Genomic DNA, 24,775 nt, shown 5'->3' with positions numbered 1-24,775 from the left:
TTCGCCAAACTCAAGGATTGGCGGCGCATCGCCACCCGCTATGACCGTTGCGCGCACGCCTTCTTCTCGGCAATCTGTATCGCCGCAGCCGTCGCCTTCTTCCTCAATCAATGAGTCCTGAGCCTAGTTCCGCGAGTGTATGGCCTTGGCGACCTCGGCCAAATACTCGATCATCGCGCGTACGACCAAGCGCAAGAAATTCTTAGTGCGCTCGGTGACGATCTGACAAAGTTCGTCGTTACCGATGCCTATCGAAGCAGCGCCAAGGCTGTCGTCGAACACGGCTTTGTCCTTTTGCTGGGCGAGCCTGCGTGCGGAAAATCGTCGATAGCAGCGGCATTAGCGCTCGGCGCGCTGGATGAGTGGGGTTGCTCGACAATCAAGGCTCGCGACGCCAACGATTTTGTTGAGCATTCAAACCCCCATGAGCCAAAGCAATTCTTCTGGGTTGACGATGCATTCGGCGCGACGCAACTTGATTGGCAGACAACGCTTCAATGGAATAACGCCTTCCCTCATGTACGGGCAGCGATACGGCGTGGCGCCAAATTCGTTTTTACCTCGCGCGATTATATTTATCGCAATGCGCGCAGCCTCCTGAAGGAATCCGCACTTCCCATTATAAACGAGTCTCAGGTCGTTATCCGCGTTGAGCAACTCTCGAAAGACGAGCGCGAGCAGATTCTATACAATCATATTCGCTTGGGCGCTCAGCCAAGCGAATTCAAGAAAAGCGTCAAACCTCACCTGAGCGCCGTCGCCGGCCATACGCGATTCAGCCCCGAAATCGCTCGCAGACTGGGAAATCCTGCCTTTACGAAAGAGCTGCGCCTAACTTCAAGTGGGCTGAATGACTTTGTGGAGCGTCCTGTTGAGCTACTTCAGGAAGTAATACGAACTCTCGATGCAGGCAGTCGCGCGGCAATTGCTCTGGTGTTTATGCGGGGCGGTTCGCTGGCTAGCCCAATAGCGTTAGGCGAAGAAGAAAAAACAGCCATCGCCATGCTCGGCGCGACGCAGGCTGACGTAATAAAGGCACTTGTCGCGCTGGATGGCAGCCTTGTGATGTGCGTTCAACAGCAGACCGCTCATACATGGCGCGCAAAGCATCCCACGATTCTCGATGCATTTGCTGGGCTCGTTTCGGAAGATCGCGAGCTAATGGGTATCTATTTGGCAGGCACGCCTGTTCGACAACTTTTCTCGGAGATCGCCTGTGGCGACACGCAACTTGGGGGCACCAAGGTGGAGGTGCCGATCGACCGTTACGACGGCTTGATGAGCCGTATTGAACATTTCTCTGCCGAACGTTGGGAGAATTGCAACGCGGTGAATCGCTTTCTAGCTTTCCGCTGCGGCACCATTTTTCTCGAAAGATTTCTTGAACGCAACCGTGAGTTTACGTCCGGCCTGCGCGTATCATCATACTTTTATGCTGTATCCGACATCGATATCATCAACAAGTTGCACAGGGTAGGCTTGCTGCCAGAGGCGGAGCGTCTTCGTCACCTTGAAGTGGTTCGCGAGCTGGCGATGAGGACACCGGACGCTGGATTTCTAAAAGCGAGCGTCGTTGAATTTGTCTCGCAGGTGGAGATCAAAGAAATACTTTTTCAAGTGCGAGAGGAGCTTCTGCCAAAACTCGATAGGGAGATCTCCGTGTGGCAGGACAACTACTCGGGCAGCGAAGACCCGGAGGATTATTTTAGTCATTTCAAAACGGCCCTTACCGACTATGCCGAGGCTTTCGACGATGATCCGCTCGCACTGGCATGGATCGAGAATGGCATCAGCAAGATCGACGAAGTCGTTGAGACGCTACAATCCGAAGCGCAAGCCGCGGGAGAACCGGACGATTATTATCGTGGTAAAAATAATGTTCCGCACCCACTGGAAGCGCGGTCGATCTTCGACGACGTCGACGAGTGAGCGGATTCGAACAAAGCGAAGTGCAAGGTCGCCGCACCAGCGCTTGTTGGACCTACCAAATAAGCAAAGCGCAGAACCAAAAATGTGATCCAGTGAATTTGCTGACCTCACCGCAGCGCCACGCCCAGATAGCGCGGCGCTTATGTCTCATGAGCGCGACGGCGTCGCTTCTCGATTACAGAAACGATCCGAAGATGGTGCCGGCGGCGGAGAGAACGCCGGGCAGCTCGAAGAGCGCGGCGCCGATTCCGGCGCCCAAGGCCGCGAAAGTTCGATAGGTAGCCTGTGAAGATGGCGTTTCTCGCAAGGGGGCATGACATGACGAATGGGCTTGTTAGGGTTCTGGCTGGAGCGGGCGCGGTTGTCCTTGCGACAGCGGCGTCGGCCGCCGCGCCAACCCAGGTCGACAGAGTTCAGTCAGCGCTTGACGCGTGGCTTGCGGCGCGAGCGCCGATCGAAAAGGTTACCGGCGTCGCCGCCTATATCAGCTTTGGCGCTACCGGACCGGCGATCGAAGCCTTTGCCGGGAAGGTCGGCCGTGATCCCGACGCGAGGCCCGTTGACCAAGACACGCTCTACCAGATGGGAAGCACGTCGAAGTCATTCACCGTCGCGGTGATCCTGAAGCTCGAGGCGGCGGGAAAGCTCTCGATCGACGACACGCTCGGCAAGTGGCTGCCTGAGTATCCAGCGTGGAAGGACGTTACCATCCGCCGCCTCCTCAACATGACGAGCGGCATTCCCAACTATTCAGAGACCGAGTGGATGTCCCGGGCGTGGGCGCAGGAGCCAATGCGGGCCTTCACCCTCAAAGAGCTGGTGGACGCCGCCTATCCAAGCGCCGCCAATCAATTGCCGGCGAGCAAGGGCTATCACTATTCGAATACCAATTACATTCTCGCCGCCATGGTCGCCGAGAAGGCTTCAGGCAAGTCGTTCACCGATCTCGTCCATCAGCTGGTGATCGAACCTTTCGGCCTCACCTCGACGTTCTACGAGGCCAGCGCCTATCCGGAGCCGGTCATCAAGCGCCTGTCGCACGGCTACTTCGAGAATAAAGCCTGCACGGACTACCAACCTCAGTGTAAGGAATCGTGGAACCTTCCGATCGTCGGGCGGGACGTGCGCGAGATGAGCGCCTCCTGGATGCAATCGGCGGGCGGCGCCGTTTCCAGCGCCCGCGACGTCGATCGCTGGATGCGCGCGGTTTTCGGCGGGAAGGTGGTTCCGCCGAAGCAGGAGCAGGAATGGACTGAACTCGTCTCGACTAAAACAGGCGAGCCGATCGCGAGCGTGTCCGCCGATGACCCGGGGGGCTTCGCCCTCGGGTTGGCCCGCAAGATTCTGGGGCCACTCGGCGCGCAATGGTTCTATGAGGGCGAAAGTCTCGGCTATCGGACGATCTATGTCTGGATTGCCGACCAGGATCTGATGATCACCGTCCAGACCAATACGCAACCGCCCGAAGGCGCCGACAAGTTGGGCGACGCCGTCAATGCGCTTTACGAGATCGTCAAGAAGCCAAGGCCGAGGGCGGCTACGCGCTCGCGCAAGCGGCGATGATGTTAATCCCGCTGAGTGTTCGCGTTACCCCTGGGAGGGGACGTGCGCAGCGAACGGCCTCGATGTCTGCGTTCGCTTTGAGGGTGCTGAGGCGGGATGGCGGTCGACTCTGATGGCGGCGCTCATGCTGCCTTCCTCGTCCGAGTCCAAAAAAATAACGCGCTGTTCATTCAACGCATCTCAAGTTCATCCCCATTGTCTGTCAGCATTCGCTGAATAGCGTCGCTGATTGGCTTGGACGTTAACCTCTCGGGTCCCGAAAACGGATAATTCAAAATTATCGTCAGAAATAAGGTTGAGCCGATGATCGCGGCGAGCCCCGCGGTCATCAGGATCTGCGCGGTGACATATCTCGTCGCAAAGAATGCGGGGTAGGCCAGAGTAATTATCACGCCAAACAACAAAACTCCCCAAATCACGGGCTTCACTTGGCCGCCAACATCGGACAACCTTTCCAGTCGATAGTCAGATATCTGTTGCATGAGATTGATGGCATGCATGACGCTCGGGAGGAGCCCGAGGCTTTCGGGGTTGCTCTGCCCGATCGCGCGGCTTAACCGGGCTTGGGATTCTGCGACCGCCGGGCTGCCCCGAAGACCAATTTCCATCTGCGGCCAATCCTTATCGCGCACCTCGACAGCGTAGGAGATGAGGGCGCGCCGCATCCTTTGACCAGTTTCATCCGGAAAGTTGAAAGAGACTCGATGTAGATTGAAGAGCCTTTCAGCTTCGGCGTGGACGGCTCGCCCGGTTCGTTCAAATTCACTCCAAACAACGATCACGACAAAGGCAAGGAGCACAGCGTAGGCGACTCCGACGACCGCATATTTGAACCCAGCTACCTCATGATTGGCCGCCAAGAGCTCGACGCCGAAGCGCCAACGCGCCAAGAGCTGAAGGCCGACGCTGAAACAAACGCAACCTCCGAGGACAAGCACTGCGATTGTCCAGGCGGACAGCGCATTCAAAATTTCGATCCCGCTCAAGGAGCTCTCCTGTCAGCTTCTTGTTGCCGCGTACAAAGTTTCGGAAGCGGAGCAAGTCCAAAGGGTCCGCCCTAAGCTGACCCGCGGGGAGGCTGGATGTTGGGGAGGCCTTGGTCAACCCTGGCCGCCTTATCGCTCTGGCGTCGATCCCGCTCAAGTTTGAGCCAGTGGCATCATGAACCGCCATTTCGAGCCGCTCGCCCGCAGCCGCGCGAGGCGCCGGTTGGGCAAATCAAAACTCGCGCGGCATGTGTGCGGCATGCGTTAGGAAAGCGATTGTCCATCATCGCGGGACGCGGCGCTCGCCAGTGAACTGTAATGCAAAAGATTTGCAGACCTCGCGAAAGCGCCGCGCCCAGATAGCGCGGCGCTTATGTCTCATGAGAGCGACGGCGTCGCCTCTCGATTACAGAAACGAACCGAAGATGGCGCCGCCGATGCCGCCCAGCACGGCGGCGGAGAGAATGCCCGGCAGGCCGAAGAGCGCGCCGCCGATTCCGGCGCCCAAGGCCGCGCCGACCATGCCGCCCAACGCCGCCATCGTCATGTGTTCTCTGGCTGATATCATCATATCCTCCATCACATCCGCCCCTCGCCACATAGAGGCGTCATAGGGAGTTAGAGCCAGCCTGAGAGGGGGCAAGGGCGCCGCCCCACCCGCTTGCCGGGAGAGGCCCACGGGTTTTTAGGGTTTTGCGCCGCGCTGATCGCAGAGTCGGACTCGGGGCCTTCGCATCATTGCGCAACATGCCTCGGCCCCTCACCCTCGCTTCGCTCGACCTCTCCCCGCGCGCGGGGAGAGGTTTTGCCGCCCTTCCCCGCGCGCTGAGAGATGCTAAACTCCCGCTTCGCGCCCTCCGGAACAAACACAGAATGTCGGATTTCTATCGCATCAAGCGTCTGCCCCCTTACGTCTTCGAGCAGGTGAACCGCCTCAAGGCCAAGGCGCGGGCCGCCCATGCCGACATCATCGACCTCGGCATGGGCAATCCGGATCTCCCCGCCCCCAAGCATGTCATCGACAAGCTGGTCGAGACCGCCGGCAAGCCGCGCACCGACCGCTATTCAGCCAGTAAGGGCATCGCCGGGCTGCGGCGGGCGCAAGCGGGCTATTACGCCCGCCGTTTCGGCGTGGCGCTCGACCCCGAGTCGCAGATCGTGGCGACGCTGGGCTCCAAGGAGGGCTTCGCCAATATGGCGCAGGCGATCACCGCGCCGGGCGACGTGGTGCTGGTGCCGAACCCGTCCTACCCGATCCACGCTTTCGGCTTTCTGATGGCCGGCGGCGTCATCCGCTCGGTGCCCTCGGCGCCGACGCCCGACTATTTCGTGGCGCTGGAGCGCGCGATCATCCACTCGATCCCCAAGCCGATCGCGGTCGTCGTCTGCTACCCCTCCAATCCGACCGCGGAAGTGGCGTCGCTCGATTTTTACAGAGACCTCGTCGCCTTCGCGAAGAAGCACGAGATTTTCGTGCTCTCCGACCTCGCCTATGCCGAAGTCTATTTCGACGACAATCCGCCGCCGTCGGTGCTGCAGGTGCCGGGCGCGATGGATGCGACGGTCGAATTCACCTCGATGTCGAAGACCTTCTCGATGGCCGGCTGGCGCATCGGCTTCGCGGTCGGCAATGAGCGGCTGCTGTCGGCGCTGGCGCGGGTGAAGTCCTATCTCGACTACGGCGCCTTCACCCCGGTGCAGGTCGCGGCGGTCGCGGCGCTCAACGGGTCGGATGATTGCGTGCGCGAGATGCGCGCGATCTACAAGCGGCGGCGCGACGTGATGGTCGAGAGTTTTGCCCAGGCGGGCTGGCCGATTCCGGCGCCACGCGCCTCGATGTTCGCCTGGGCGCCAGCGCCCGAGCGCTTCCGCCACATCTCGACGCTCGAATTCTCAAAACTGCTGATCGAGAAGGCGGACCTCGCGGTGGCGCCGGGCGAGGGATTCGGCGAGCATGGCGAGGGTTTCGTGCGCCTCGCACTGGTCGAGAACGAGCAGCGCATCCGTCAGGCGGCGCGTAATCTCCGCCGCTTCTTCGAGACGGCGGATACGCAGCTCCATAATGTCGTGCCGCTCGCCGCGCGGGGGTGACCTCCGAATATTGGTTAACGAGACGTCATCTCGCCGCGTCATGGCCGCGCCTGTCGCGGCCATCCACGCAACGACGCTTTCGAGAACATGCGTCAAACATGCCGCCTCCACGCGATGCGTTTCTCGATTGTCCGAGGTGGATGCCCGCGACAAGCGCGGGCATGACGGCTGAAAGTAAGGCGAATTAACCTGACTTCGAAGCCCTGCGGGGTGACGGGCGCGCCCGGCGGGGCGCTTCGGCTGCAGGGGTGGCTGAAATTTTATAGCGCCGACTTCGACGCGCGCGAGTTCTTTGCGTATAGAAGCGCACCCGGCCCGGCTTCGCGGGTCCGCCCTCCCCGCAATGGGGAGGGATCTACGCCCTTCCTGCCTCTGCTTGCCCCGATGACCATGGAAAAAACCTTCGATCCCGCCGCCATCGAATCGCGCATCCGCGACGCATGGGAGGAGGCGCAGGCCTTTCGCGCCGGGCGGCCCGAACGCGCCGGGGCGAACCCCTATTCCATCGTCATTCCGCCGCCGAACGTCACCGGCAGCCTGCATATGGGCCATGCGCTCAACAATACGCTGCAGGACATTCTGGTGCGCTATCGCCGCATGAAGGGCGACGACGTGCTCTGGCAGCCGGGCACCGACCACGCCGGCATCGCCACACAAATGGTGGTCGAGCGCCAGCTGATGGAGCGCCAGGAGCATCGCCGCACGCTCGGCCGCGAGAAATTCGTCGAGCGCGTCTGGGAATGGAAGGCGGAGTCGGGCGGCAAAATCGTCGAGCAGTTGAAGCGCCTTGGCGCCTCCTGCGACTGGTCGCGCGAACGCTTCACCCTCGATGAGGGCCTGTCGCGCGCGGTCGTCAAAGTCTTCGTGCAGCTCTATCGCGAAGGGCTGCTCTATAAGGACAAGCGGCTGGTCAATTGGGACCCGGCGCTGCACACCGCGATCTCCGATCTCGAAGTGCAGCAGGTCGAAGTGAAGGGCCACTTGTGGCGCTTCAAATATCCGATCGTCGACGACGCCGGAAAAGAGACCGGCGACCATATCGTCGTGGCGACGACACGACCCGAGACGATGCTGGGCGACACCGCCGTCGCCGTGCATCCGGAAGACGAACGCTACAAACCGCTCGTCGGCAAGCGCGTGCGTCTGCCGCTCGTCGGGCGGCTCATTCCTATCGTCGCCGACGACTATTCCGATCCTGAGAAGGGCACCGGCGCGGTGAAAATCACGCCGGCGCATGACTTCAACGATTTCGAGGTCGGCAAGCGGCACGGGCTGCGGCTCGTCAATGTGCTCGACGCGCAAGCGCGCGTGACTCTGAAAGGAAACGCGGACTTTTGGTACGGCGTCGAACCGTCAGGCGATACTGAACAGTTGATCTCGCTGCTTGAGGAAAAGCCGCGCGAGAAAGCTCGAACATTGGTCGTCGAAATGATGGAGGCCCATGGGCTTCTCGACGGCGTCGACGATCACAAGCACATGGTCCCGCATGGCGACCGCTCGGGCGCGGTGCTGGAGCCGCGACTGACCGACCAATGGTATGTCGACGCCAAGACGCTGGCGCAGCCGGCGCTCAAAGCGGTGCGCGAAGGTAAGACGGTTTTCGTCCCGAAGAATTGGGAAAAGACCTATTTCGAGTGGCTGGAAAACATCCAGCCCTGGTGCGTGTCGCGACAGCTCTGGTGGGGTCATCGCATTCCGGCGTGGTACGGTCCGAACCACGAGAATGACCCCACCGACGTTTTTGTCGAGGAGACCGAGGCGGAAGCGATCATTGCGGCGTTGCGCAAATATGTCGCCGACGGAACTATGTCGGAGGAAACCGCCGACGACATCGTCGCGGCCGGGTCAACCTCTTCGCTCTTAAGGCGCGACGAAGACGTTCTCGACACCTGGTTTTCCTCCGCGCTCTGGCCCTTCTCGACTCTCGGCTGGCCGGAGAAGACGCCGGAGCTTGCGCGCTTCTATCCGACGAGCGCGCTCGTCACCGGCTTCGACATTATCTTCTTCTGGGTCGCCCGAATGATGATGATGGGCCTTCATTTCATGGACGAAGTCCCCTTCCGCGACGTCTACATCCACGCCCTCGTCCGCGACGAGAAGGGCGCGAAGATGTCGAAGTCGAAGGGCAATGTCATCGACCCGCTGCACCTCATCGACGACTATGGCGCCGACGCGCTGCGCTTTACGCTCGCGGCGATGGCGGCGCAGGGCCGCGACATCAAACTGTCGACGCAGCGCGTCGAAGGCTATCGCAATTTCGCGACGAAGCTCTGGAACGCCTCGCGTTTCGCTGAACTCAACGGCTGCGCGCGCGTCAGCGGCTATGATCCGCATGCGAATAAAATCACCCTCAACCGCTGGATCGTCGGCGAGGCGGCGCGAACGGCGACGGAAGTCAGCGCGGCGATCGACGCCTATCGCTTCAACGATGCGGCGAACGCCGTCTATCGGTTCGTGTGGAGCGTCTTCTGCGACTGGTATGTCGAGCTGGCGAAGCCGCTGCTGCAAGGCGCTGATGGCGCGCAGAAGGAGGAGACCCGCGCGACTGTCGCCTTCACGCTCGATCAAATCTACGCGCTGCTGCATCCCTTCATGCCCTTCCTCACCGAGGAGCTGTGGGCGATCAAGGGCGCCGAGGGACCCACGCGCGAGAGCCTGCTGGCGCTCGCTGCCTGGCCTTCGCTCGAAGGATTAGAAGACGCTCTAGCCGAACAGGAAATCGGCTGGGTGGTCGACCTTATCTCCGAAGTGCGCTCGCTGCGCGCCGAGATGAACTTAACGAGCGAGACCGAGCTGCTGCTGATCGGCGCCGACGCGGCGCTGAAAGCGCGCGCGACGCGCTGGGACCAGACGATCCGCAAGCTCGCGCGGCTCTCGTGCCTTGGTTTCGCCGACGCCGCGCCGAAATCTTCCGCGCAGATTCTGGTGCGCGGCGGCGTCGCCGCCATGCCGCTCGAAGGCGTGATCGACCTCGGCGCCGAAAGGGCTCGGCTGGCGAAGGAAACGACCAAGCTCGAAGCCGAGTTGAAGAAGCTCGACGCCAAACTCGCCAATGAAGGCTTCCTCGCCAAGGCCGACGAAGAGGTGATCGACGAGCACCGCGAGCGTCGGGAAGAGACTGCGGCGCGCATCGACAAGCTCAACGCGGCGCTGGCGCGATTGAGCTAACGCTCGGCTTTTTCGACGACGCCGACGATCGGCCCCATCGCCGGCAGGAAGCGATCATGGCGCGAGAGCGACGGCGCATAGAGTCCCGACGCCGCGCCGCCGTCGAGAAAGAGCGCGTTCTGACAATGCAGCCGATCGCGAAACAGCCGAGCGAATTCGTAAAACGTCACCGGCCGGTTGGAGATCGCGAAGCGCGCGATATGACCGTCCTGAACGCAGACGCCGTTGCGAAATTTGCGCGACATGCCTTCTTCGTGAATGCGCGGATGAATGCGCCCGCCGATGACGAGCATCGGACCTGATTGGGTGGCGAATTCGACACGCTGCCGGCTTTTCAGGAAATGCGCCGTCTCGGTCACGCCGGCGCGCGACCCGTCGATCCAGAACACGCCATTCGGCTTCATGTGGAAATTGCCTGGGCCCGGACGCGTATTGGCGCTTTTGAGCGTGCGGCCGCTCTCGACATAGAGGCCGACCGGCGCGCGGTTTTCCGCATACATGCCGGCGTTCATCGCGAAGGCGAGCGTTTCGCCTCTGCGCGCGAGGTCGCCTGCCAAGCTGGAAAAGTCGCCATAGGTCTCGCCTGTCTCGTTGCGTAGAAAAAGCCGAATGTCGCTTTTATGCGCATCGAAGTCGCATACAGTGTAAGCGCCGTCGACTTCGGCGCAAGGGCTTGGATTAGCGGTCGCGGGCGGCGAAAGGAGCGCGAGCGCTGCGACGGCCAGAATCCTCGAGAACCTTGAGAGCATATGGTTCTTCAATTCCGCGTTGAGCAACCGAGCCTCCTTTCCGCTTATCACGTCATTACGAGGCGCGCAGCGACGAAGCAAACCGGAGCCGCGAGGCGCATTCTGGATTGCTTTGCCTTCGGCGCGCAGTGACGGCTGAAACGGCGACGGACGAATGGCGTGCGACGACCCGTTTGAAACCACGTCGCGGCGAGGCTAGATATGCGAGGCAAGCGCCGCAATCGGCGCGTCCCGGAGTTCTCATTGTCCCATTCCATCACTGAGGCTGTCGAGGCCGTCGCAAGAGGCGAGATGGTCATCGTCACCGATGACGACGATCGCGAAAATGAAGGCGACCTCGTCATCGCCGCATCGCTCTGCACGCCGGAACAAATGGCCTTCATCATCCGCCATACCAGCGGAATCGTTTGCGCCCCGTTGACGATCGAGGAAGCGCGCCGTCTCCATCTCGCGCCGATGGTCGCGGAAAATGATGCGCCGCTCGCCACCGCCTTCACCGTCTCGGTCGACGCCCGCCATGGGCTGACCACCGGCATTTCCGCCGAGCAGCGCTGCAATACGGTGCGCGCGCTCGCCAACGGCAATATGGGCGCGGCCGATTTCGTGCGGCCCGGCCATGTCTTTCCGCTGATCGCCAAGGATGGCGGGGTGCTGATGCGCTCCGGCCATACCGAAGCCGCGGTCGATCTGTGCAAGCTCGCCGGCCTGCCGCCGGTCGGCGTGATCTGCGAACTCGCCAATGACGACGGCACGGTGATGACCGGCGGCCAGATCGAAGAATTCGCCCGGACCCATGATCTCAAGCTCGTGTCGGTTTCCGATCTCATCGCCTTCCGGCAGGGGCGCGAGAAACTGGTCGAGCGCGTCGCGACCTTTCCCGTCGCCACCGACGCCGGCGAAATGATCGGCCACGCCTATGTGACGCCCTTCGACAGCGTGCAGCATTTCGCCTTCGTGCTCGGCGCGATCGGCGACGGGCGCGACGTGCCGACGCGGCTGCATCGCGCCGACATCATCTCCGATGTGATGTGCGGCGCGCCGACGATCAAGAAGACTCTGGCGCGTTTTGCTCGCGAAGGACGCGGCGTGCTGGTGTATCTGCGCGACGGCGCCGCCGGCGTGCCGGCGAATATCGTCGGAAGGGGCGAGGAAAACGCCGAAGAGACGCGCAAGCGGCAATGGTTCGACGTCGGGCTCGGGGCCCAGATTTTGAAGGATTTGGGCGTCTCCTCGATCCGCCTCCGCTCATCCTCGGCGCCCCGCGCCTTCGTCGGGCTTTCGGGCTTCGGGATCGAGATCACCGCCGTCGAGCCGGTGGAGTGAGCGGTTTTCTCAGCCGCCAGACAAGGACGGCGAAGCCGAGCAGGAAAAGCGAGGCGGCGCCGGCGATGGGAAGGCCGGAGTCGGCCGAGGCGATGACGAAGAAAATATGTTCGCCCTGATGCTCGACGCCGTCCGGCTTTCGAATGCTCACCGCGACGACATATTTGCCGTCCTCGGAAAAATCATAATCGAAGGAGAGCGACGCGACGCCATGCGCCTGATAGGTCTTTAAGAGTTCGGGGGTTTTGAGGTCGTTTCTCGCCCAATAGAGTCGCGCCTCGATGTCGAGGTCCTTGACGTCCTCGAATGGCCGCGGACGCGTCGGATCGTCGTCGCGCCCAACGATTTCAAGATTCAAAACGGTCGGCCCGAATCTCGGGATTTCCCGGTCATAGCGCTGCGCCGTTCCGTCTTCACTGGCTTGGGTCGCGAAGAAAGCCACGAGATAGGGGCCGACGGCGAAAACGCCCTTGCAGGCTTCGCCCGCGCAACCATCCGGCGTGGCGGCCCTCGCCAAAACGCCGGCGCCCGCTAAGAAGACGATCAACGCGACGCGCAACGCCCGGCCGAACATGCGTGCTCCCTTTCTCACGACTCCACCCTCCCCTTGAGGGGGAGGGTAGCAGCTCGTCAGGCCTTCAACCTCGATCCGCGCGCGGGTGGGCTGACCTATAAGCGTCGAGGAGCCGCGCCTTGTCGACGGCGGTATAAATCTGCGTCGTCGACAGCGAGGCGTGGCCGAGCAATTCCTGGATCGTGCGCAGATCGCCGCCCTTGCCCAGAAGATGCGTCGCGAAGGAATGGCGCAGCGCATGCGGCGTCGCGCTGTCGGGCAGGCCGAGCGCGCCGCGCAGGCGCTCGACGGCGAGTTGCACGATGCGCGGCGACAGCGGCCCGCCGCGCGCGCCGACGAACAGCGGTCCGCCGGCAAGGTCGCAGGGACAGAGCGCGATATAGGCTTCGACGGCCGCGCGCACCGGCGCGATCACCGGCACGGTCCGGCTTTTGCCGCCCTTCCCCAGGATCGTGACCCGATCGGCGGCGCCGACCGGCGCCTCGTCGCGCGCGATCGACAGCGCCTCTGAAATCCGCAGCCCGGCCCCGTAAAGCAGCGCCAGCACGGCGGCGTCGCGGGCGATGACCCAGGGCTCGCGCGCCTCGCCCGCCCGCTGCGCGGGGTCGACGATGTCGCGGGCGTCGGTCACGGTGAGCGCCTTGGGCAGGCTGTGCGGGCGCTTGGGCGGGCGCACCGCGCCGAAAACATCGGTGCGGGCCAAGCCCTTCTTCTCAAGAAATCGCAGAAAATTTCGCACGGCGGCGAACGCCCGCAGCAGCGAACGGCTCTCCAGTCCATCGCGGCGGCGCTGCGCCAGAAAAGCGCGCAAATCCGCCGGCTGAAGGGCTTTAAGCTCGGCGGCGTCGGGCCGCGCCCCGAGGTGATCAGTGAGAAAGGAAAGAAACGCCGCAAGGTCGCGGCCATAGGCCTCGACGGTATGGCGCGAGGCGCGCCGCTCGCCGGCAAGATAGCTCAGCCACGACGCCGCTTCTTTAGCGATCGCCGGCGCGGCCGAAAAGCAAGCGGCGTCGGGAAGCGGCTTCTGTCGCGGCGCTTTCAGGGACGAATCTCGCATCGCGCGACTGTCGCCCGAGAAAATGAACAATGCGGAAAACCGCGGCTATTCGCCGGTCTTGATCTCCACCATCGCCTTAGCCAGCATCTCGTCCATGGTGCGGCGGATCTGATGCTCGGACTGGCTTACGCCCGCCGCCTCGAAATCCTTCTTGACCTGCGCCACGACCCGCTCATTGGCGTCGGCCGCGACCTCGGCCGCGACCAGCGCTTCGGCGTAAGCCTGCGCCTCGGCGCCAGTTTTCCCGAGCTTTTCGGCCGCCCACAAGCCGAGCATCTTGTTGCGGCGCGCCTCGGCGCGAAACTGCAGCTCCTCGTCATGGACAAAGCGTTTCTCGAAGGAGTCTTCGCGCTGGTCGAAAGTGCTCACGTGCATCCTCGGCGGGCTGTTTTGTGGGGAGGGCGACGCAAAAAAGCGTCTGCTCGGGTTCGATATAGGCGCATTCGCGCGCAAAGCCAATGCCGGTAGGCGCGATCTCGACTGCGTCCAAACGCCCGATTTCAGCCGATCGCGCGCGGGCTTGCCGCGGCGCTCTCCCTGCGCGCGAAAGAAGCGGGGCGCCGAGAGTGGCGCGGTTCAACCGCGGCGCGGACAGGCGAGCCCGGCAAAAAAATCGCAAGCGAGGCCGCGCCGGCTCGCCAATCCTCGTCCAAATGCTACGCTTCGGCGTCCGATCGTCGGATCAGGCTGGGGGAGTAATCGATGAGGAAATTTGCAATCGCCGTCATATGCGCCTTGGCTTTTGGCGGGCCGGCGCTCGCTCAGAAAATGAACAGCGACGATCTCAAATGGATCAATCAATGCATTAGCGACAACAAGGACGAAGAAGGCGGGACGCCCGCCATCATCCGCGCCTATTGCATTTGCATGAACGAGAAGATGGACGACAGCGAGACGCGCTCGGTCACCGAATGGGAAAAGTCCAATCCTGAAGCTCGAAAAGACTGCGAGAAACAGGCGGGCTGGAAGTAGAGCCAACGAAACGCGCGCTGCGGTGGCCGCTTTCTTGCGCCCGTCGCGAATTCCGCCGACGCTTTGGCTTGAGCGGACGACAGGACGCCCGGCATCTTCAAAAAGTGAGCGGCCCAGTCTGGCGCCCAAAAAATAGGCGTAGGCGCGCGAGACGAAATGACAGGGCCACGGTAACGCTCCGCCGCCACCCTGTCGGTCTCATTGTATCGTCTTTCTCTATGCGATAGAATGCGATGTCGGCTTGTCACTGGCGACTAAAGACGCTAGGAGCACTGTAATCTTCGGCCCGGGCGCTGCCCGCCGCCGCTCCTTGAGGCCACGCGCCCGCAACGGGCGGCCGCATGCGGACACGACTTCGGAGGAGCCAAGCCCACCCCATGGATTTTCTCAAGCCCCGGTTGATCCCGATGAACCGCCGTCGCCGCATTTACGAGGGCAAGGCCAAGGTCCTCTATGAGGGCCCGGAGCCCGGCACTTTGATTCAGCACTTCAAGGACGACGCCACGGCCTTCAATGCGAAGAAACACGAGGTGATCGATGGCAAGGGCGTGCTGAACAACCGGATTTCCGAATATATCTTCCAGAATTTGAACAGCATCGGCGTTCCGACCCATTTCATTCGCCGACTGAACATGCGCGAACAGCTGATCCGCGAGGTGGAGATCATTCCGCTCGAAGTCGTCGTGCGCAATGTCGCGGCCGGCTCGCTCGCCAAGCGCCTCGGCATGGAGGAAGGCACGCAGCTTCCGCGCTCGATCATCGAATTCTACTATAAGAACGACGCGCTCGACGACCCGATGGTCTCGGAAGAGCACATCACCGCCTTCGGCTGGGCGACCCCGCAGGAGATCGACGACGTCATGGCGCTCGCCATCCGCGTCAACGACTTCCTCTCCGGGCTGTTCCTCGGCGTCGGCATCCGCCTCGTCGACTTCAAGATGGAATGCGGACGGCTGTGGGAAGGCGACATGATGCGGATCGTCGTCGCTGACGAGATTTCTCCGGACAGCTGTCGGCTGTGGGACATGAAGTCGAACGACAAGCTCGACAAGGACCGCTTCCGTCGCGATATGGGCGGACTGGTGGAAGCCTATACCGAAGTCGCGCGCCGTCTCGGCGTGATGCAGGAAAACGAGACGATCCGCACCGGCGCGCCGAAGCTGGTGGAGTAGGCTAGCCGCAGGGCTCCATATCGGTCAGAACCACCAACGGCCTTTCTTCGGCGGAGGATTTGCCGCGACGGCGTTCTGCTCCGACGCCTGGTCTAAGGAGGTTTCCAGACCTTGCGACAGGATAAAGCGCACAATCACGCCGATCGTCGCCGCTAATGGCACCGCGATGAGCAGACCGACAAAGCCGAACAAATAGCCGAATGCGGCGATGGCGAACATGACCGAAAGCGGGTCGAGATTCACGCGCGCGCCGACGAGACGGGGCGTCAATAGATTGTCGTTAACTAATTGTCCGACTATGAAAATTCCCGCTATCAACGGAATCGAATTCCAGCTCGGCCAAAATTGAAGAAGCGCCACGCCAATCGACAACACCAAGCCGGTAAGCAGGCCCAAATAAGGAATAAAACTGATTAGGCCTGAGACGATGCCAATCAGATACGCATGATTGAGGCCCGTAAAGCTGAGCGCCACGGCGTAATACAAAGCGAGAATGAGGCAAATAAGCCCCTGGCCGCGCAGGAAAACGCCGATCGTCTCATCAATCTCGTGCGCCAAGGTCCGCACGGTCTCCCGGTGCGCTGCGGGAATCATCTTGTCGACCATCGCGATGATTCCGTCCCAATCAATAAGCAAATAGAAGGTGACGATCGGCGCGACGACGAGCAAGGAGAAAATCGACGCCAATGCGCCGCCATCCGACCATAGCTTGCGCAAGAGATTGGCGCCCAAATTGGCGCCGAGGGTCGCCAGTTCTCCCGTCGACTGCTGGGCTTCGCTCAGCCCCTCGCTGATGATCTTGCGCATCCAGGGCCGGCTTGGATCTGTCGCCAAGGCCTGGAGTTGCGCGAGATAGCCAGGGACCTTCTGGACGAAAATCGCGATCTCCTCGCCGAGAACTGGCGCGAGAACGACGATCAAAGTGATGATCGCGGCGTAGAAAAGGCTGATGATTCCAAGCGCCGCGACGCCTCGTCCCAATCCGAAACGCTCCAGTCGAGTGACGAGCGGGTCAAGCAGATAAGCAAGAGCGATCCCGACGAAAAAGGGCGTCAAGATTTCGCGCAACAAGAAGATCGTTGCGGCGACGATTGCAGCGGTCGCGATCCAGAGAATCGATGGACGTTGGAAAGCCATGACTTGATCTTATCTCCAGAGCTCTGACAGACAATGCGCCTGCGCCAACCGGTTGGAGCGCGAGCTGCAGCTTGGCCGAGATTGATGGCGATCTGGTGAATATCTCAGCAGGTGAGATTGCGTGTTTGCGCTGCGCCCATTAACAGTCTTTTCCATCCGCCATGGGACTCAGCCGATGAAAGCCCGCGTCGTCGTCACCCTCAAATCAGGCATTCTCGATCCGCAAGGCAAGGCGATCGAAGGCGCGCTAAAATCGCTCGGCGTCGAAGGCGTCGCAAGCGTGCGGCAGGGCAAGGTGTTCGACGTGGAGCTTGCCGGCGCCGACGCCAACGCCGCCAAAGCGCAATTGCAGGCAGCGTGCGAGAAGCTGCTCGCCAATACGGTGATCGAAAATTACCAGATCGATGTGTGAGGCGATCATCGGCAGTCGGGCTTTGGCAGTCGGAAAAGCGCCGACTGTCGACTGCCGACCTGCCGACCTGCCGCTCAGGACACGCCCATGAAAGCCGCCGTCGTCGTTTTTCCCGGCTCCAATCGCGAAGGCGACATGGCGCGCGCGCTCAAACAAGCGACCGGGCGCGAGCCCTCGATGCTGTGGCACGCCGACCATGAATTGCCCGCCGGGACTGACCTCGTCGTATTGCCCGGCGGCTTTTCCTATGGCGACTATCTGCGCTGCGGCGCCATCGCCGGCCGCGCCGCGATCGTGGACGCGGTGCGCGCGCATGCCGCGCGCGGCGGCCTGGTGCTCGGCGTCTGCAACGGCTTCCAGATTCTCTGCGAAAGCGGCCTTCTGCCCGGCGTGCTGATGCGCAACGCCAATCTGCGCTTCGTCTGTCGGATGCAGCATCTCAAGGTCGAGCGCAACGACACGGCGTTTACCCGCCATTACGCCAAGGACCAGATCATCGAAGTCTGCATCGCCCATGGCGAAGGCAATTACGAAGCCGACGACGCCACGATCGAACGGTTAGAAGGCGACGGCCTCGTCGCCTTCCGCTACTGCGATTCGGCAGGAAAGGTCGGCGGCGGGGCCAATCCGAACGGCTCGCGCAATGATATCGCTGGAATCTATTCGGACGGGCGCAATGTGCTCGGCCTGATGCCGCATCCGGAAAATCTCATCGACCCGCTGGTCGGCGGAATCGACGGCCGCGCCCTTTTCGAAAGCCTCGCCAGCGCGGCTTGAACGGGCCGTCATCGTCGACGCGCGATTTGCGTGTATTCCGACGCGGCGTCAATGGCATGTCAGCCAGAAGGAGCGGCGCAATGAGCTATGTCGACGGCTTCGTCATTCCCGTGCCCATGGAAAACAAGGACGCCTATAAGAAAATGGCAGCCAGCGCCTGGCCGATTTTCAAGGAATTCGGCGCATTGCAGCTTGTCGAATGCTGGGGCGTCGACATTCCAGACGGCAAGCTCACCGACTTCAAGCGCGCCGTCGCGGCGCAAGCAGGCGAGCAGGTGGTGTTCTCCTGGATCGTCTGGCCGTCAAAGGAGATTCGCGACGCAGCCCACAAGAAGATGTACGACGATGAGCGCATGAAATCGCTCGGCGAAATGCCCTTCGACGGCAAGCGCATGATCTTCGGCGGCTTTGATATTCTGCTGGACGAAGGCGCGGGCTGACTATCGCCGAGCGCCGGCTTTCGCGACATTCCACAGCGCGCGCTCGGCTTCCATCTGCGCAATGGCGGCGTTGGCGCGCGCCCGCGTCTGCGCGGCGCGCAGCGGCTCGATCAGCGCGCCGAGTCGCGCCGACGACCAGCTCTTGAGCTGCTCCTCCATCAGCGCGCGATGCATGAAGCCGAAGCCGGCGCGCATCAGCGCGGAGACGCCGGCGGCGGGGCGCCCGCCCTCGCGCTCCATGGCGAGACGCGCTCGGTGCAGCGCGACGGCGTAGCGCAGCGCGCCGATGAGAAGCGGCTGCGCATCGCCGTCCTGCGCAAAATAGGCGTCAAGCGCCGCGCCGATGTCCGCGCTCCCGCCAAACGCCGCCGTCACGACGCGATCCGACGCAATGTTCGAGGCATGGGCCACGATCGCTTCGACGTCCCTGGCTTCGACATGTTCGCGGCCGTGCATGTAGAGGGCGAGCTTTGCAAGCTCGGCGCGACTCATCAGCCGGTCCTCGCCGAGCGCGCCCAGCAGCAGGCTGCGCGCCTCGGGACTGGCGACAAGACCGGCCTCGCGCAGGCTGCGGTCGATCAGCGCCTGCAAATCCGCCTCGGCGTCCGGCTGGCACTCGATCGCCGCCCCCTGTTTTGCGCTCTCGATAAGCTTGCGCAGCGGCGAGTCGCGCCTCAGCGCGCCGGCCGTCAGCACCACCGTGCAATGCGCTGGCGGCGCGGCGATGAGCGAAGTGAGGGCCGGAAGCACCGATTTCGCGCCGGTCTCAACAAGGATGGCGCGCCGTCCGCCAAAGAGCGGCGTGGTGTTGGCCTCATCGAGCAGCGCGAGCGGGTCGGCGGCGACGGCGTCGCCGCTCATTTCGACGAATTGGAACGGGTCGCGGCGATCGTCGACGCGCCTGTCGACGAGCGCGAGCGCGCGTTCGCGCGCCATGCCGGAATCAGCGCCATAGACGAGAAAAAGGAAAATGCCCTCGGGCGGCGCGGCGACGAAGCGTTCAGCGTCGCGACTCCTGACCGCCGTCATGATGCGCTATTGCCCGCTTCTCCCGTCAATTGGGGACGACAGGCGGCGGGGCGGACGCCATCCGCGCCGCCATCACGGTGGCGATTCTGGTGCGGATCGATTCGGCGATGACCCGCGCGTTGCGAATTTCCGCGTCGCGCGCGGCGCGCACATTGGAGAAACGGTTCGAGAAACGGTCGTAGCTCGCGACATTGAAGGCGATGCCCTTCGTCACCTCGATCTCCTGAGGCACGGTGACAAGCCGGTATTCGGCGTCGACGATCACCGTCGCCGAAGTGGCGCGACCCGTCACCGTGTCGATAATCGGCGTCTGCACGCGCTCGCGCAGCGTCACCATCAGCCGGTAGCGCGGCGGCGGCTGCGAACCCGTGCCATTCAACCCGAAGATCAGTTCATTACGGACATAGTGCCCGATGCGCTGGGGAATTTCGTCGACTTGGATGGACTGCAGCTCCGCCGCGAGCGGCGCTGAGTCAAGCCCGAAGCCCGCCGGCGCGTAAAGCGGCTGAAGACAGCCGGCGAGCGGCAGGGCGACAGAAAAAGCGGCCATCACAACCAGGAACCTCATCCTGAGGAGCCCGCGCAGCGGGCGTCTCGAAGGACGCTCCAGAAGGCGCGATGAGGAGCCCTCGACCCTTCGAGACGCGCCTTTCAGGCGCTCCTCAGGGTGAGGGCTTTGTGGATCGCACGAAACGCGCAAAGCCTGGGACGCGCGACATGCGGTTTCAAACCACCACATTGACGATCCTTTTCGGAACCAGAATGAATTTCTTCAGCGGCTTGCCCTCCATGGCCCGCTGAACTCCATCTTGCGCCAAAGCTTCTTTGCGAATCGTTTCTTCGTCGGCGTCATGAGCGACAAGAATTTCGGCGCGCTTCCTGCCGTTGACCTGCACCGGCAGGCTTATCATCTCCTGCGCCACAAGGACAGGATCGGCGATGGGCCAGGGCGCCTCGACGACCATGCCCTCGTGGCCCAGATCGGCCCAGCATTCCTCGGCGACATGTGGCGTCATCGGCGCGACGAGGCGAATGAGCGCGTCCGCCGCCTCGCGAAAGGCGAAGGCGAGATCGGCCGGAACCGGGGTTTCAGTCACGGCGTCGAGCGCGCTCGTCAGCTCATTGGCGAATTCGCGGATGCGGGCGATCGCGCTGTTGAAGCGCAACCGCTCGATATTTTCGCTCGCCTGGGCGATCGAACGATGCGTCGCCTTGCGTACGGCGAGCGCTAGATCGTGAAACCCCGCCGGCGGCTCGGCGCCCACCGGCGCCGCGACCCGGCCGAGTTCGCCGGTCAAGCGCCACAGGCGCTGGACGAAGCGCCAGGCGCCCTGAGCGCCTTCGTCCGACCAGATCACGTCGCGATCGGGCGGGCTGTCGGAGAGAACGAAAAGCCGCGCGGTATCGGCCCCATAGCTCGCGACAATATCGTCCGGGTCGACCGTGTTCTTCTTCGACTTCGACATTTTCTCGATCGGGCCGATCTCGATCTCGACATCACCGTCGAGGAGAAAGGCGCGGCGGCCGCCGTCCTTGGCCTCGACGCGGATCGCGTCAGGGCCCACCCATTGGCCGTCCGGCGCGCGATAGGTTTCGTGGACCACCATGCCCTGGGTGAAGAGGCCGGCGAACGGCTCCGCGACCGCGGCATGGCCAGAGTCGCGCGTCGCGCGGGCGAAGAAGCGCGAGTAGAGAAGATGCAGGATCGCATGCTCGATGCCGCCGATATATTGATCGACCGGCAGCCAGCGCGCGACCGCCTCGGCGCTCGCGGGCGCCGTTTCGTTATGTGGGTCGGCGAAGCGCGCGTAATACCAGGACGAGTCGACGAAAGTGTCCATCGTGTCGGTCTCGCGTCGCGCCGGCGCCCCGCAGGAGGGACAGGGGACGTTCTTCCAACTCGGATGGCGATCGAGCGGATTGCCCGGTTGATCGAAGGACACGTCTTCCGGCAGCCTGACCGGCAGATCGCCCTCGGGAACGGGAACCGGCCCGCAGGTCTCGCAATGGATGATCGGGATCGGGCAGCCCCAATAGCGCTGGCGCGAAATCCCCCAGTCGCGCAGCTTGAAATTCACCTTCCGCTCGCCCTGAGGCCGGTTGAACAACGCCGTCGTCGTCAGGCGGTTGGCGACCTCTTCCTTCGCCTGCGGCACGGCGAGCCCATCGAGAAAGCCGGAATTGACCAGATTGTCGTCGGCGTCGAAGGCTTCGCCGCTTGCGGCGATCTGGTTTTCGAGTTCTTGAGCTGAGAGACTTTCCGGGCAAACCACCACTTTGAAGCCGAGCCCATATTTCGTCGCGAAATCGAGATCGCGCTGGTCATGCGCCGGGCAGCCGAAAATCGCGCCCGTGCCGTAATCCATCAGGATGAAATTCGCGACATAGACCGGCAGCGTCCAGTTCGGATCGAAGGGGTGAACGACCCGTAGCCCCGTGTCATAGCCCATCTTTTCGGCGGTCTCGATCGCTTCGGCTGATGTCGCGCCGCGCCGGCACTCCTCGGCGAAGGCGGCAAGCGCGGGGTCGCCCTCGGCAGCGGCCTTGGCCAGCGGATGGTCGGCAGCGAGCGCGACGAATTTCGCGCCAAACAGCGTGTCGGCGCGGGTGGTGAAGACTTCGATCTCGCGCGCCTCGCCAAGCGGCTCGGCGAGCGCGAAGCGGACCAGCATGCCTTCCGAGCGCCCGATCCAGTTGCGCTGCATCAGCCGCACCTTGTCGGGCCAGCGGTCGAGTTCGTCGAGCGCGGCGAGCAGTTCTTCCGAATAGGAGGTAATCTTGAAGAACCACTGCGTCAGTTCGCGCTGCTCGATCAGCGCGCCCGAACGCCAGCCGCGCCCGTCGACGACCTGCTCATTGGCGAGCACGGTCATGTCGACCGGGTCCCAATTCACTTTCGACTTCTTGCGGTCGACGATGCCGGCCTTGAGAAAATCGAGGAAAAGCTTCTGCTGATGCTTGTAATATTCGGGATCGCAGGTCGCGATTTCGCGCGACCAGTCGAGCGAGAGGCCCAGAGTTTTGAGCTGGGCGCGCATGGCGGCGATATTGGCGTAGGTCCATTGCGCCGGATGGGCGCCGGTCTGCGCTGCGGCGTTTTCCGCGGGAAGGCCGAAAGCGTCCCACCCCATCGGATGCAGGACATCAAAGCCCTTGGCGCGCATGAAGCGGGCGACGACGTCGCCCAACGAGTAGTTGCGCACATGGCCCATGTGCAGCCGGCCCGAGGGATAGGGAAACATCTCGAGCACGTAATATTTTTCGGCGTCCGGCCGGTCGCCTGCTTTGAAAGACTGCTTTTCCTCCCAAATTTTTTGCCAGCGCGGCTCCGCTTCGGCGAAATTATAGCGTTCGGGTCTCATCTTGCTGGCGCGTCCGGTCAAAGGCTTTAGGGATCGCGCCTCTAATGCCGGGCGGTTAGTGGGATGTCAAAGGGCGGACGGCGGCCTCGGGGCCGCGAAAAGAGGGACCGAAAGGCCAGCCCCTCTTAAATTCCTTCACGCTCAGGCCTTCGCCGAAAGGCCAACGGTGATCCAGCTGACACCCTCGAAGATCAGATTGATCGCAAGGAAAAGGCCGAGGATGTAAAGGCCCGACATCGGCCATTGCGCCATGATCATGCCGCCGAGCGCGACGCTGATCACGCCCGAAAAGGCCACCAGGCCCCAGGGGCCGACGTCGCGGATTTGCCAGGCGAGGATCAGCTTGAACAGGCCGGCGACGATCAGCGCGACCCCGATCAGCGCGGTCAGCGACACTGCGGCCAGCCAGGGATGCTGAAAGGTGAAGAACCCGGCGAGGATCGTGATGATGCCGATCACGCCCCAGAGGAGCGCCCTGCCCCAAGGCCGGATTTGCACGGCGGTGATGATTTCCATCACGCCGGCGACGAGCATCGCCGCGCCGACATAGATCACGGTCACGATCGTGGCGGTCGTGACGTGATAGAGCGCAAACAGGCCTCCAATGAGCATCAGCGCGCCGAGCGCGACGATCCATCCCCATTTGCGGCGCAGATGATGCAAATGCGTCGCGCCGCCGTAAATCAGGCTGTCATTGACCATTGTCGGCCTCCAATGCTGTGGGCATGATAATTGGTAACGCGGCAGCGTTTCTCAATCTTGACTGTCGCGGCGACCCCGCATCTTTTTGCCGCCGTAAGCTTAACGCGCTGGACTGGACGAAGTTCCGCACCGCAAAAGCGCAAAAGCTTTGGCGCTTGACCCTTTCGCTAAAATCGCGATTTTCCCGTTCCATGAGAGCCGTTGACCGCCTTATTTCGACTCGCGAAACGATTTGCCGCGCCGCAACGGACTGCGGCCGCGATCCTCGCGCCGTCCGCCTCGTTTGCGTCACCAAGACATTTCCGGCCGAAGCGGCCCTTCCCCTGCTCGAGGCCGGTCACCGGATTTTCGGCGAGAACCGGGTTCAGGAGGCGGCGGCGAAATGGCCGACGCTGCGCGAAAAATATCCCGATATCGAACTGCACCTCATCGGCCCGCTGCAATCGAACAAGACGCGCGAAGCGGTGGAGCTCTTCGACGTCATCGAAAGCGTCGACCGGGAGAAGATCGCCAAAGCGCTTGCCGAGGAAATGTCCCGGACGGGCAAGCGCCCGCGGCTGTTCGTGCAGGTCAACACCGGCGCCGAGCCGCAAAAGGCCGGCGTGCTTCCGAAAGACGCAGACAGTTTTCTCGTGGCCTGCCGCGACAATTACGGGCTGCAGATCGAGGGCCTAATGTGCGTGCCGCCGGTCGACCAGCAGGCCTCGCCGCATTTCGCGCTGCTCGCCGACATCGCCGCGCGCAACGGGATCGGCGAACTCTCGATGGGCATGAGTTCCGATTTCGAACTCGCGATACAGCTCGGCGCGACCTATGTCCGGGTCGGCTCGGCGATCATGGGCGAGCGGAATTATCCGGCATCAACCAGCAGCCCACCCTCCTCTTGAGGGGGTGGGTCGGACGACGTAGCCGGTCCGAGTGGGATGACTGCGTAGGTAGTGGGATGCTGGCGTCAAACAAACGCCTATTGGGCGGCGCCTCAACGACAATAAGTCGAAATGGCCTCCCGCTCCGCGTTGCTTCGCAATTCGACCCTCACCCTCAAGGGCGATTGCGTGGAACTTGGTTAACTCTCGGCGCTCATTGGCCATTGTTCCTAACATTTATGTTTTCCTGGCACCTCTCCGTTGTGGCGGTTGCACATACCCTGGCCGCCGCCCCCGTGAGGAATGTATATTATACAGAATTCTGTGGTATGCGGTTCCCTGAGAGCCGATCCGAAAAGTTTGGATTCATGAACAAGACGTTGCACGGGTCAGACGTTTAAGCATGATGCGGATCATAGCGAGTTTGACGAAGGCGGCGACGGTCGTGGCGTAGCGTTCGAAGTCG

Annotated in this window: 22 protein-coding genes and 1 pseudogene; 12 read left to right on the top strand and 11 right to left on the bottom strand. The window is 62.3% G+C overall.

The window, feature by feature from the left end:
• The 3 genes and pseudogenes from AB7I51_RS14135 to AB7I51_RS14125 all read left to right on the top strand — a co-directional run.
• Positions 1 to 114: pseudogene (locus tag AB7I51_RS14135) on the top strand (IS5/IS1182 family transposase); the annotation flags it as partial.
• A gap of 21 nt (positions 115 to 135) precedes the next feature.
• Complete coding sequence (locus AB7I51_RS14130) at positions 136 to 1,929, top strand: hypothetical protein (RefSeq protein ID WP_428404915.1); 1,794 nt, start codon at positions 136 to 138, stop codon at positions 1,927 to 1,929.
• A gap of 318 nt (positions 1,930 to 2,247) precedes the next feature.
• The gene (locus AB7I51_RS14125) at positions 2,248 to 3,492 is read left to right on the top strand and encodes a serine hydrolase domain-containing protein (protein ID WP_428406283.1); all 1,245 of its coding nucleotides are present in this window, start codon (positions 2,248 to 2,250) and stop codon (positions 3,490 to 3,492) included.
• 170 nt (positions 3,493 to 3,662) lie between these two features.
• On the opposite strand, the gene AB7I51_RS14120 is transcribed toward AB7I51_RS14125, so the two are convergent.
• Positions 3,663 to 4,478 carry a DUF4239 domain-containing protein gene (locus AB7I51_RS14120; protein ID WP_428404917.1) on the bottom strand — a complete coding sequence of 272 codons (816 nt, stop codon included), beginning with the start codon at positions 4,476 to 4,478 and terminating at the stop codon, positions 3,663 to 3,665.
• Between the two features lie 406 nt (positions 4,479 to 4,884).
• Positions 4,885 to 5,049, bottom strand: a complete 165-nt coding sequence (locus AB7I51_RS14115; protein WP_428404918.1) for a hypothetical protein — start codon at positions 5,047 to 5,049, stop codon at positions 4,885 to 4,887.
• A 302-nt stretch (positions 5,050 to 5,351) separates the two neighbouring features.
• Between AB7I51_RS14115 and AB7I51_RS14110 the strand changes: the two genes are divergently transcribed.
• A complete protein-coding gene (locus AB7I51_RS14110) occupies positions 5,352 to 6,569 on the top strand; it encodes an LL-diaminopimelate aminotransferase (protein WP_428406282.1) in 1,218 nt (405 codons plus the stop codon).
• Between the two features lie 390 nt (positions 6,570 to 6,959).
• On the top strand, positions 6,960 to 9,737 hold the full coding sequence (locus tag AB7I51_RS14105) for a valine--tRNA ligase (protein WP_428404934.1): 2,778 nt from the start codon (positions 6,960 to 6,962) through the stop codon (positions 9,735 to 9,737).
• Here the strand turns inward: AB7I51_RS14105 and AB7I51_RS14100 are convergent.
• Complete coding sequence (locus AB7I51_RS14100; protein WP_428404935.1) at positions 9,734 to 10,486, bottom strand: phosphodiester glycosidase family protein; 753 nt, start codon at positions 10,484 to 10,486, stop codon at positions 9,734 to 9,736. The two genes, AB7I51_RS14105 and AB7I51_RS14100, sit on opposite strands and share 4 nt — an antisense overlap.
• A 201-nt stretch (positions 10,487 to 10,687) precedes the next feature.
• Between AB7I51_RS14100 and ribB the strand changes: the two genes are divergently transcribed.
• Positions 10,688 to 11,809, top strand: a complete 1,122-nt coding sequence (gene ribB / locus AB7I51_RS14095; protein WP_428404920.1) for a 3,4-dihydroxy-2-butanone-4-phosphate synthase — start codon at positions 10,688 to 10,690, stop codon at positions 11,807 to 11,809.
• On the opposite strand, the gene AB7I51_RS14090 is transcribed toward ribB, so the two are convergent.
• From AB7I51_RS14090 to AB7I51_RS14080, 3 genes are read right to left on the bottom strand one after another with little or no spacing between them, the layout of a single operon-like run.
• Positions 11,784 to 12,401 (bottom strand): hypothetical protein, encoded by a 618-nt coding sequence (locus tag AB7I51_RS14090; protein WP_428404921.1) that lies wholly within the window; start codon positions 12,399 to 12,401, stop codon positions 11,784 to 11,786. The genes ribB and AB7I51_RS14090 overlap by 26 nt on opposite strands.
• 46 nt (positions 12,402 to 12,447) lie before the next feature.
• Positions 12,448 to 13,440 carry a tyrosine recombinase XerC gene (locus AB7I51_RS14085; RefSeq protein WP_428404922.1) on the bottom strand — a complete coding sequence of 331 codons (993 nt, stop codon included), beginning with the start codon at positions 13,438 to 13,440 and terminating at the stop codon, positions 12,448 to 12,450.
• 45 nt (positions 13,441 to 13,485) lie between these two features.
• Positions 13,486 to 13,809 (bottom strand): DUF1476 domain-containing protein, encoded by a 324-nt coding sequence (locus AB7I51_RS14080; RefSeq protein WP_428404923.1) that lies wholly within the window; start codon positions 13,807 to 13,809, stop codon positions 13,486 to 13,488.
• Positions 13,810 to 14,142: 333 nt separating this feature from the next.
• Here AB7I51_RS14080 and AB7I51_RS14075 point away from each other — a divergent pair, with 333 nt between their 5' ends.
• On the top strand, positions 14,143 to 14,412 hold the full coding sequence (locus tag AB7I51_RS14075) for a hypothetical protein (RefSeq protein WP_428404924.1): 270 nt from the start codon (positions 14,143 to 14,145) through the stop codon (positions 14,410 to 14,412).
• 377 nt (positions 14,413 to 14,789) lie between these two features.
• Positions 14,790 to 15,584, top strand: coding sequence for a phosphoribosylaminoimidazolesuccinocarboxamide synthase (purC, locus tag AB7I51_RS14070; protein WP_428404925.1), 795 nt, complete (start codon positions 14,790 to 14,792; stop codon positions 15,582 to 15,584).
• A 24-nt stretch (positions 15,585 to 15,608) separates the two neighbouring features.
• Here purC and AB7I51_RS14065 read toward each other — a convergent pair whose 3' ends face one another.
• On the bottom strand, positions 15,609 to 16,721 hold the full coding sequence (locus tag AB7I51_RS14065; RefSeq protein WP_428404926.1) for an AI-2E family transporter: 1,113 nt from the start codon (positions 16,719 to 16,721) through the stop codon (positions 15,609 to 15,611).
• Positions 16,722 to 16,896: 175 nt separating this feature from the next.
• Here AB7I51_RS14065 and purS point away from each other — a divergent pair, with 175 nt between their 5' ends.
• From purS to AB7I51_RS14050, 3 genes are all read left to right on the top strand, one after another.
• On the top strand, positions 16,897 to 17,133 hold the full coding sequence (purS, locus tag AB7I51_RS14060; protein ID WP_409979938.1) for a phosphoribosylformylglycinamidine synthase subunit PurS: 237 nt from the start codon (positions 16,897 to 16,899) through the stop codon (positions 17,131 to 17,133).
• Between the two features lie 87 nt (positions 17,134 to 17,220).
• Positions 17,221 to 17,910, top strand: coding sequence for a phosphoribosylformylglycinamidine synthase subunit PurQ (gene purQ, locus AB7I51_RS14055; RefSeq protein WP_428404927.1), 690 nt, complete (start codon positions 17,221 to 17,223; stop codon positions 17,908 to 17,910).
• 80 nt (positions 17,911 to 17,990) lie between these two features.
• Positions 17,991 to 18,350: a DUF1428 domain-containing protein gene (locus tag AB7I51_RS14050; protein WP_428404928.1), complete on the top strand. Its 360-nt coding sequence runs from the start codon at positions 17,991 to 17,993 to the stop codon at positions 18,348 to 18,350.
• Here the strand turns inward: AB7I51_RS14050 and holA are convergent, their stop codons facing one another.
• The 4 genes from holA to AB7I51_RS14030 all read right to left on the bottom strand — a co-directional run bounded on the left by holA (position 18,351) and on the right by AB7I51_RS14030 (position 23,443).
• Entirely contained in the window at positions 18,351 to 19,379 is a 1,029-nt protein-coding gene (gene holA, locus AB7I51_RS14045; RefSeq protein WP_428404929.1) for a DNA polymerase III subunit delta, read from the bottom strand. It abuts the gene before it with no gap.
• A 25-nt stretch (positions 19,380 to 19,404) separates the two neighbouring features.
• A complete protein-coding gene (locus AB7I51_RS14040; protein ID WP_428404930.1) occupies positions 19,405 to 19,947 on the bottom strand; it encodes a hypothetical protein in 543 nt (180 codons plus the stop codon).
• Between the two features lie 157 nt (positions 19,948 to 20,104).
• Positions 20,105 to 22,741: a leucine--tRNA ligase gene (gene leuS / locus AB7I51_RS14035; protein WP_428404931.1), complete on the bottom strand. Its 2,637-nt coding sequence runs from the start codon at positions 22,739 to 22,741 to the stop codon at positions 20,105 to 20,107.
• A 141-nt stretch (positions 22,742 to 22,882) separates the two neighbouring features.
• Positions 22,883 to 23,443 (bottom strand): HdeD family acid-resistance protein, encoded by a 561-nt coding sequence (locus AB7I51_RS14030; RefSeq protein WP_428404932.1) that lies wholly within the window; start codon positions 23,441 to 23,443, stop codon positions 22,883 to 22,885.
• 191 nt (positions 23,444 to 23,634) lie between these two features.
• On the opposite strand from AB7I51_RS14030, the gene AB7I51_RS14025 reads away from it, so the two are divergent.
• Positions 23,635 to 24,330, top strand: coding sequence for a YggS family pyridoxal phosphate-dependent enzyme (locus AB7I51_RS14025; protein ID WP_428404933.1), 696 nt, complete (start codon positions 23,635 to 23,637; stop codon positions 24,328 to 24,330).
• The last annotated feature ends 445 nt before the right edge of the window (positions 24,331 to 24,775 follow it).

The organism is Methylocystis sp., assembly GCF_050246715.1.
Classification (GTDB): Bacteria; Pseudomonadota; Alphaproteobacteria; order Rhizobiales; family Beijerinckiaceae; genus Methylocystis.
This window is presented reverse-complemented; position numbering and strand designations above follow the sequence as displayed.

Bases quoted from the DNA above. Each gene is read 5' to 3' on its own strand.
- AB7I51_RS14125 (WP_428406283.1), top strand. From the start codon at position 2,248: ATGACGAATGGGCTTGTTAGGGTTCTGGCTGGAGCGGGCGCGGTTGTC.
- AB7I51_RS14115 (WP_428404918.1), bottom strand. From the start codon at position 5,049: ATGATGATATCAGCCAGAGAACACATGACGATGGCGGCGTTGGGCGGC.
- AB7I51_RS14110 (WP_428406282.1), top strand. From the start codon at position 5,352: ATGTCGGATTTCTATCGCATCAAGCGTCTGCCCCCTTACGTCTTCGAG.
- AB7I51_RS14105 (WP_428404934.1), top strand. From the start codon at position 6,960: ATGGAAAAAACCTTCGATCCCGCCGCCATCGAATCGCGCATCCGCGAC.
- AB7I51_RS14100 (WP_428404935.1), bottom strand. From the start codon at position 10,486: ATGCTCTCAAGGTTCTCGAGGATTCTGGCCGTCGCAGCGCTCGCGCTC.
- ribB (WP_428404920.1), top strand. From the start codon at position 10,688: ATGCGAGGCAAGCGCCGCAATCGGCGCGTCCCGGAGTTCTCATTGTCC.
- AB7I51_RS14085 (WP_428404922.1), bottom strand. From the start codon at position 13,440: ATGCGAGATTCGTCCCTGAAAGCGCCGCGACAGAAGCCGCTTCCCGAC.
- AB7I51_RS14075 (WP_428404924.1), top strand. From the start codon at position 14,143: ATGAGGAAATTTGCAATCGCCGTCATATGCGCCTTGGCTTTTGGCGGG.
- purC (WP_428404925.1), top strand. From the start codon at position 14,790: ATGGATTTTCTCAAGCCCCGGTTGATCCCGATGAACCGCCGTCGCCGC.
- AB7I51_RS14065 (WP_428404926.1), bottom strand. From the start codon at position 16,721: ATGGCTTTCCAACGTCCATCGATTCTCTGGATCGCGACCGCTGCAATC.
- purS (WP_409979938.1), top strand. From the start codon at position 16,897: ATGAAAGCCCGCGTCGTCGTCACCCTCAAATCAGGCATTCTCGATCCG.
- purQ (WP_428404927.1), top strand. From the start codon at position 17,221: ATGAAAGCCGCCGTCGTCGTTTTTCCCGGCTCCAATCGCGAAGGCGAC.
- AB7I51_RS14050 (WP_428404928.1), top strand. From the start codon at position 17,991: ATGAGCTATGTCGACGGCTTCGTCATTCCCGTGCCCATGGAAAACAAG.
- holA (WP_428404929.1), bottom strand. From the start codon at position 19,379: ATGACGGCGGTCAGGAGTCGCGACGCTGAACGCTTCGTCGCCGCGCCG.
- AB7I51_RS14040 (WP_428404930.1), bottom strand. From the start codon at position 19,947: ATGAGGTTCCTGGTTGTGATGGCCGCTTTTTCTGTCGCCCTGCCGCTC.
- leuS (WP_428404931.1), bottom strand. From the start codon at position 22,741: ATGAGACCCGAACGCTATAATTTCGCCGAAGCGGAGCCGCGCTGGCAA.
- AB7I51_RS14030 (WP_428404932.1), bottom strand. From the start codon at position 23,443: ATGGTCAATGACAGCCTGATTTACGGCGGCGCGACGCATTTGCATCAT.
- AB7I51_RS14025 (WP_428404933.1), top strand. From the start codon at position 23,635: ATGAGAGCCGTTGACCGCCTTATTTCGACTCGCGAAACGATTTGCCGC.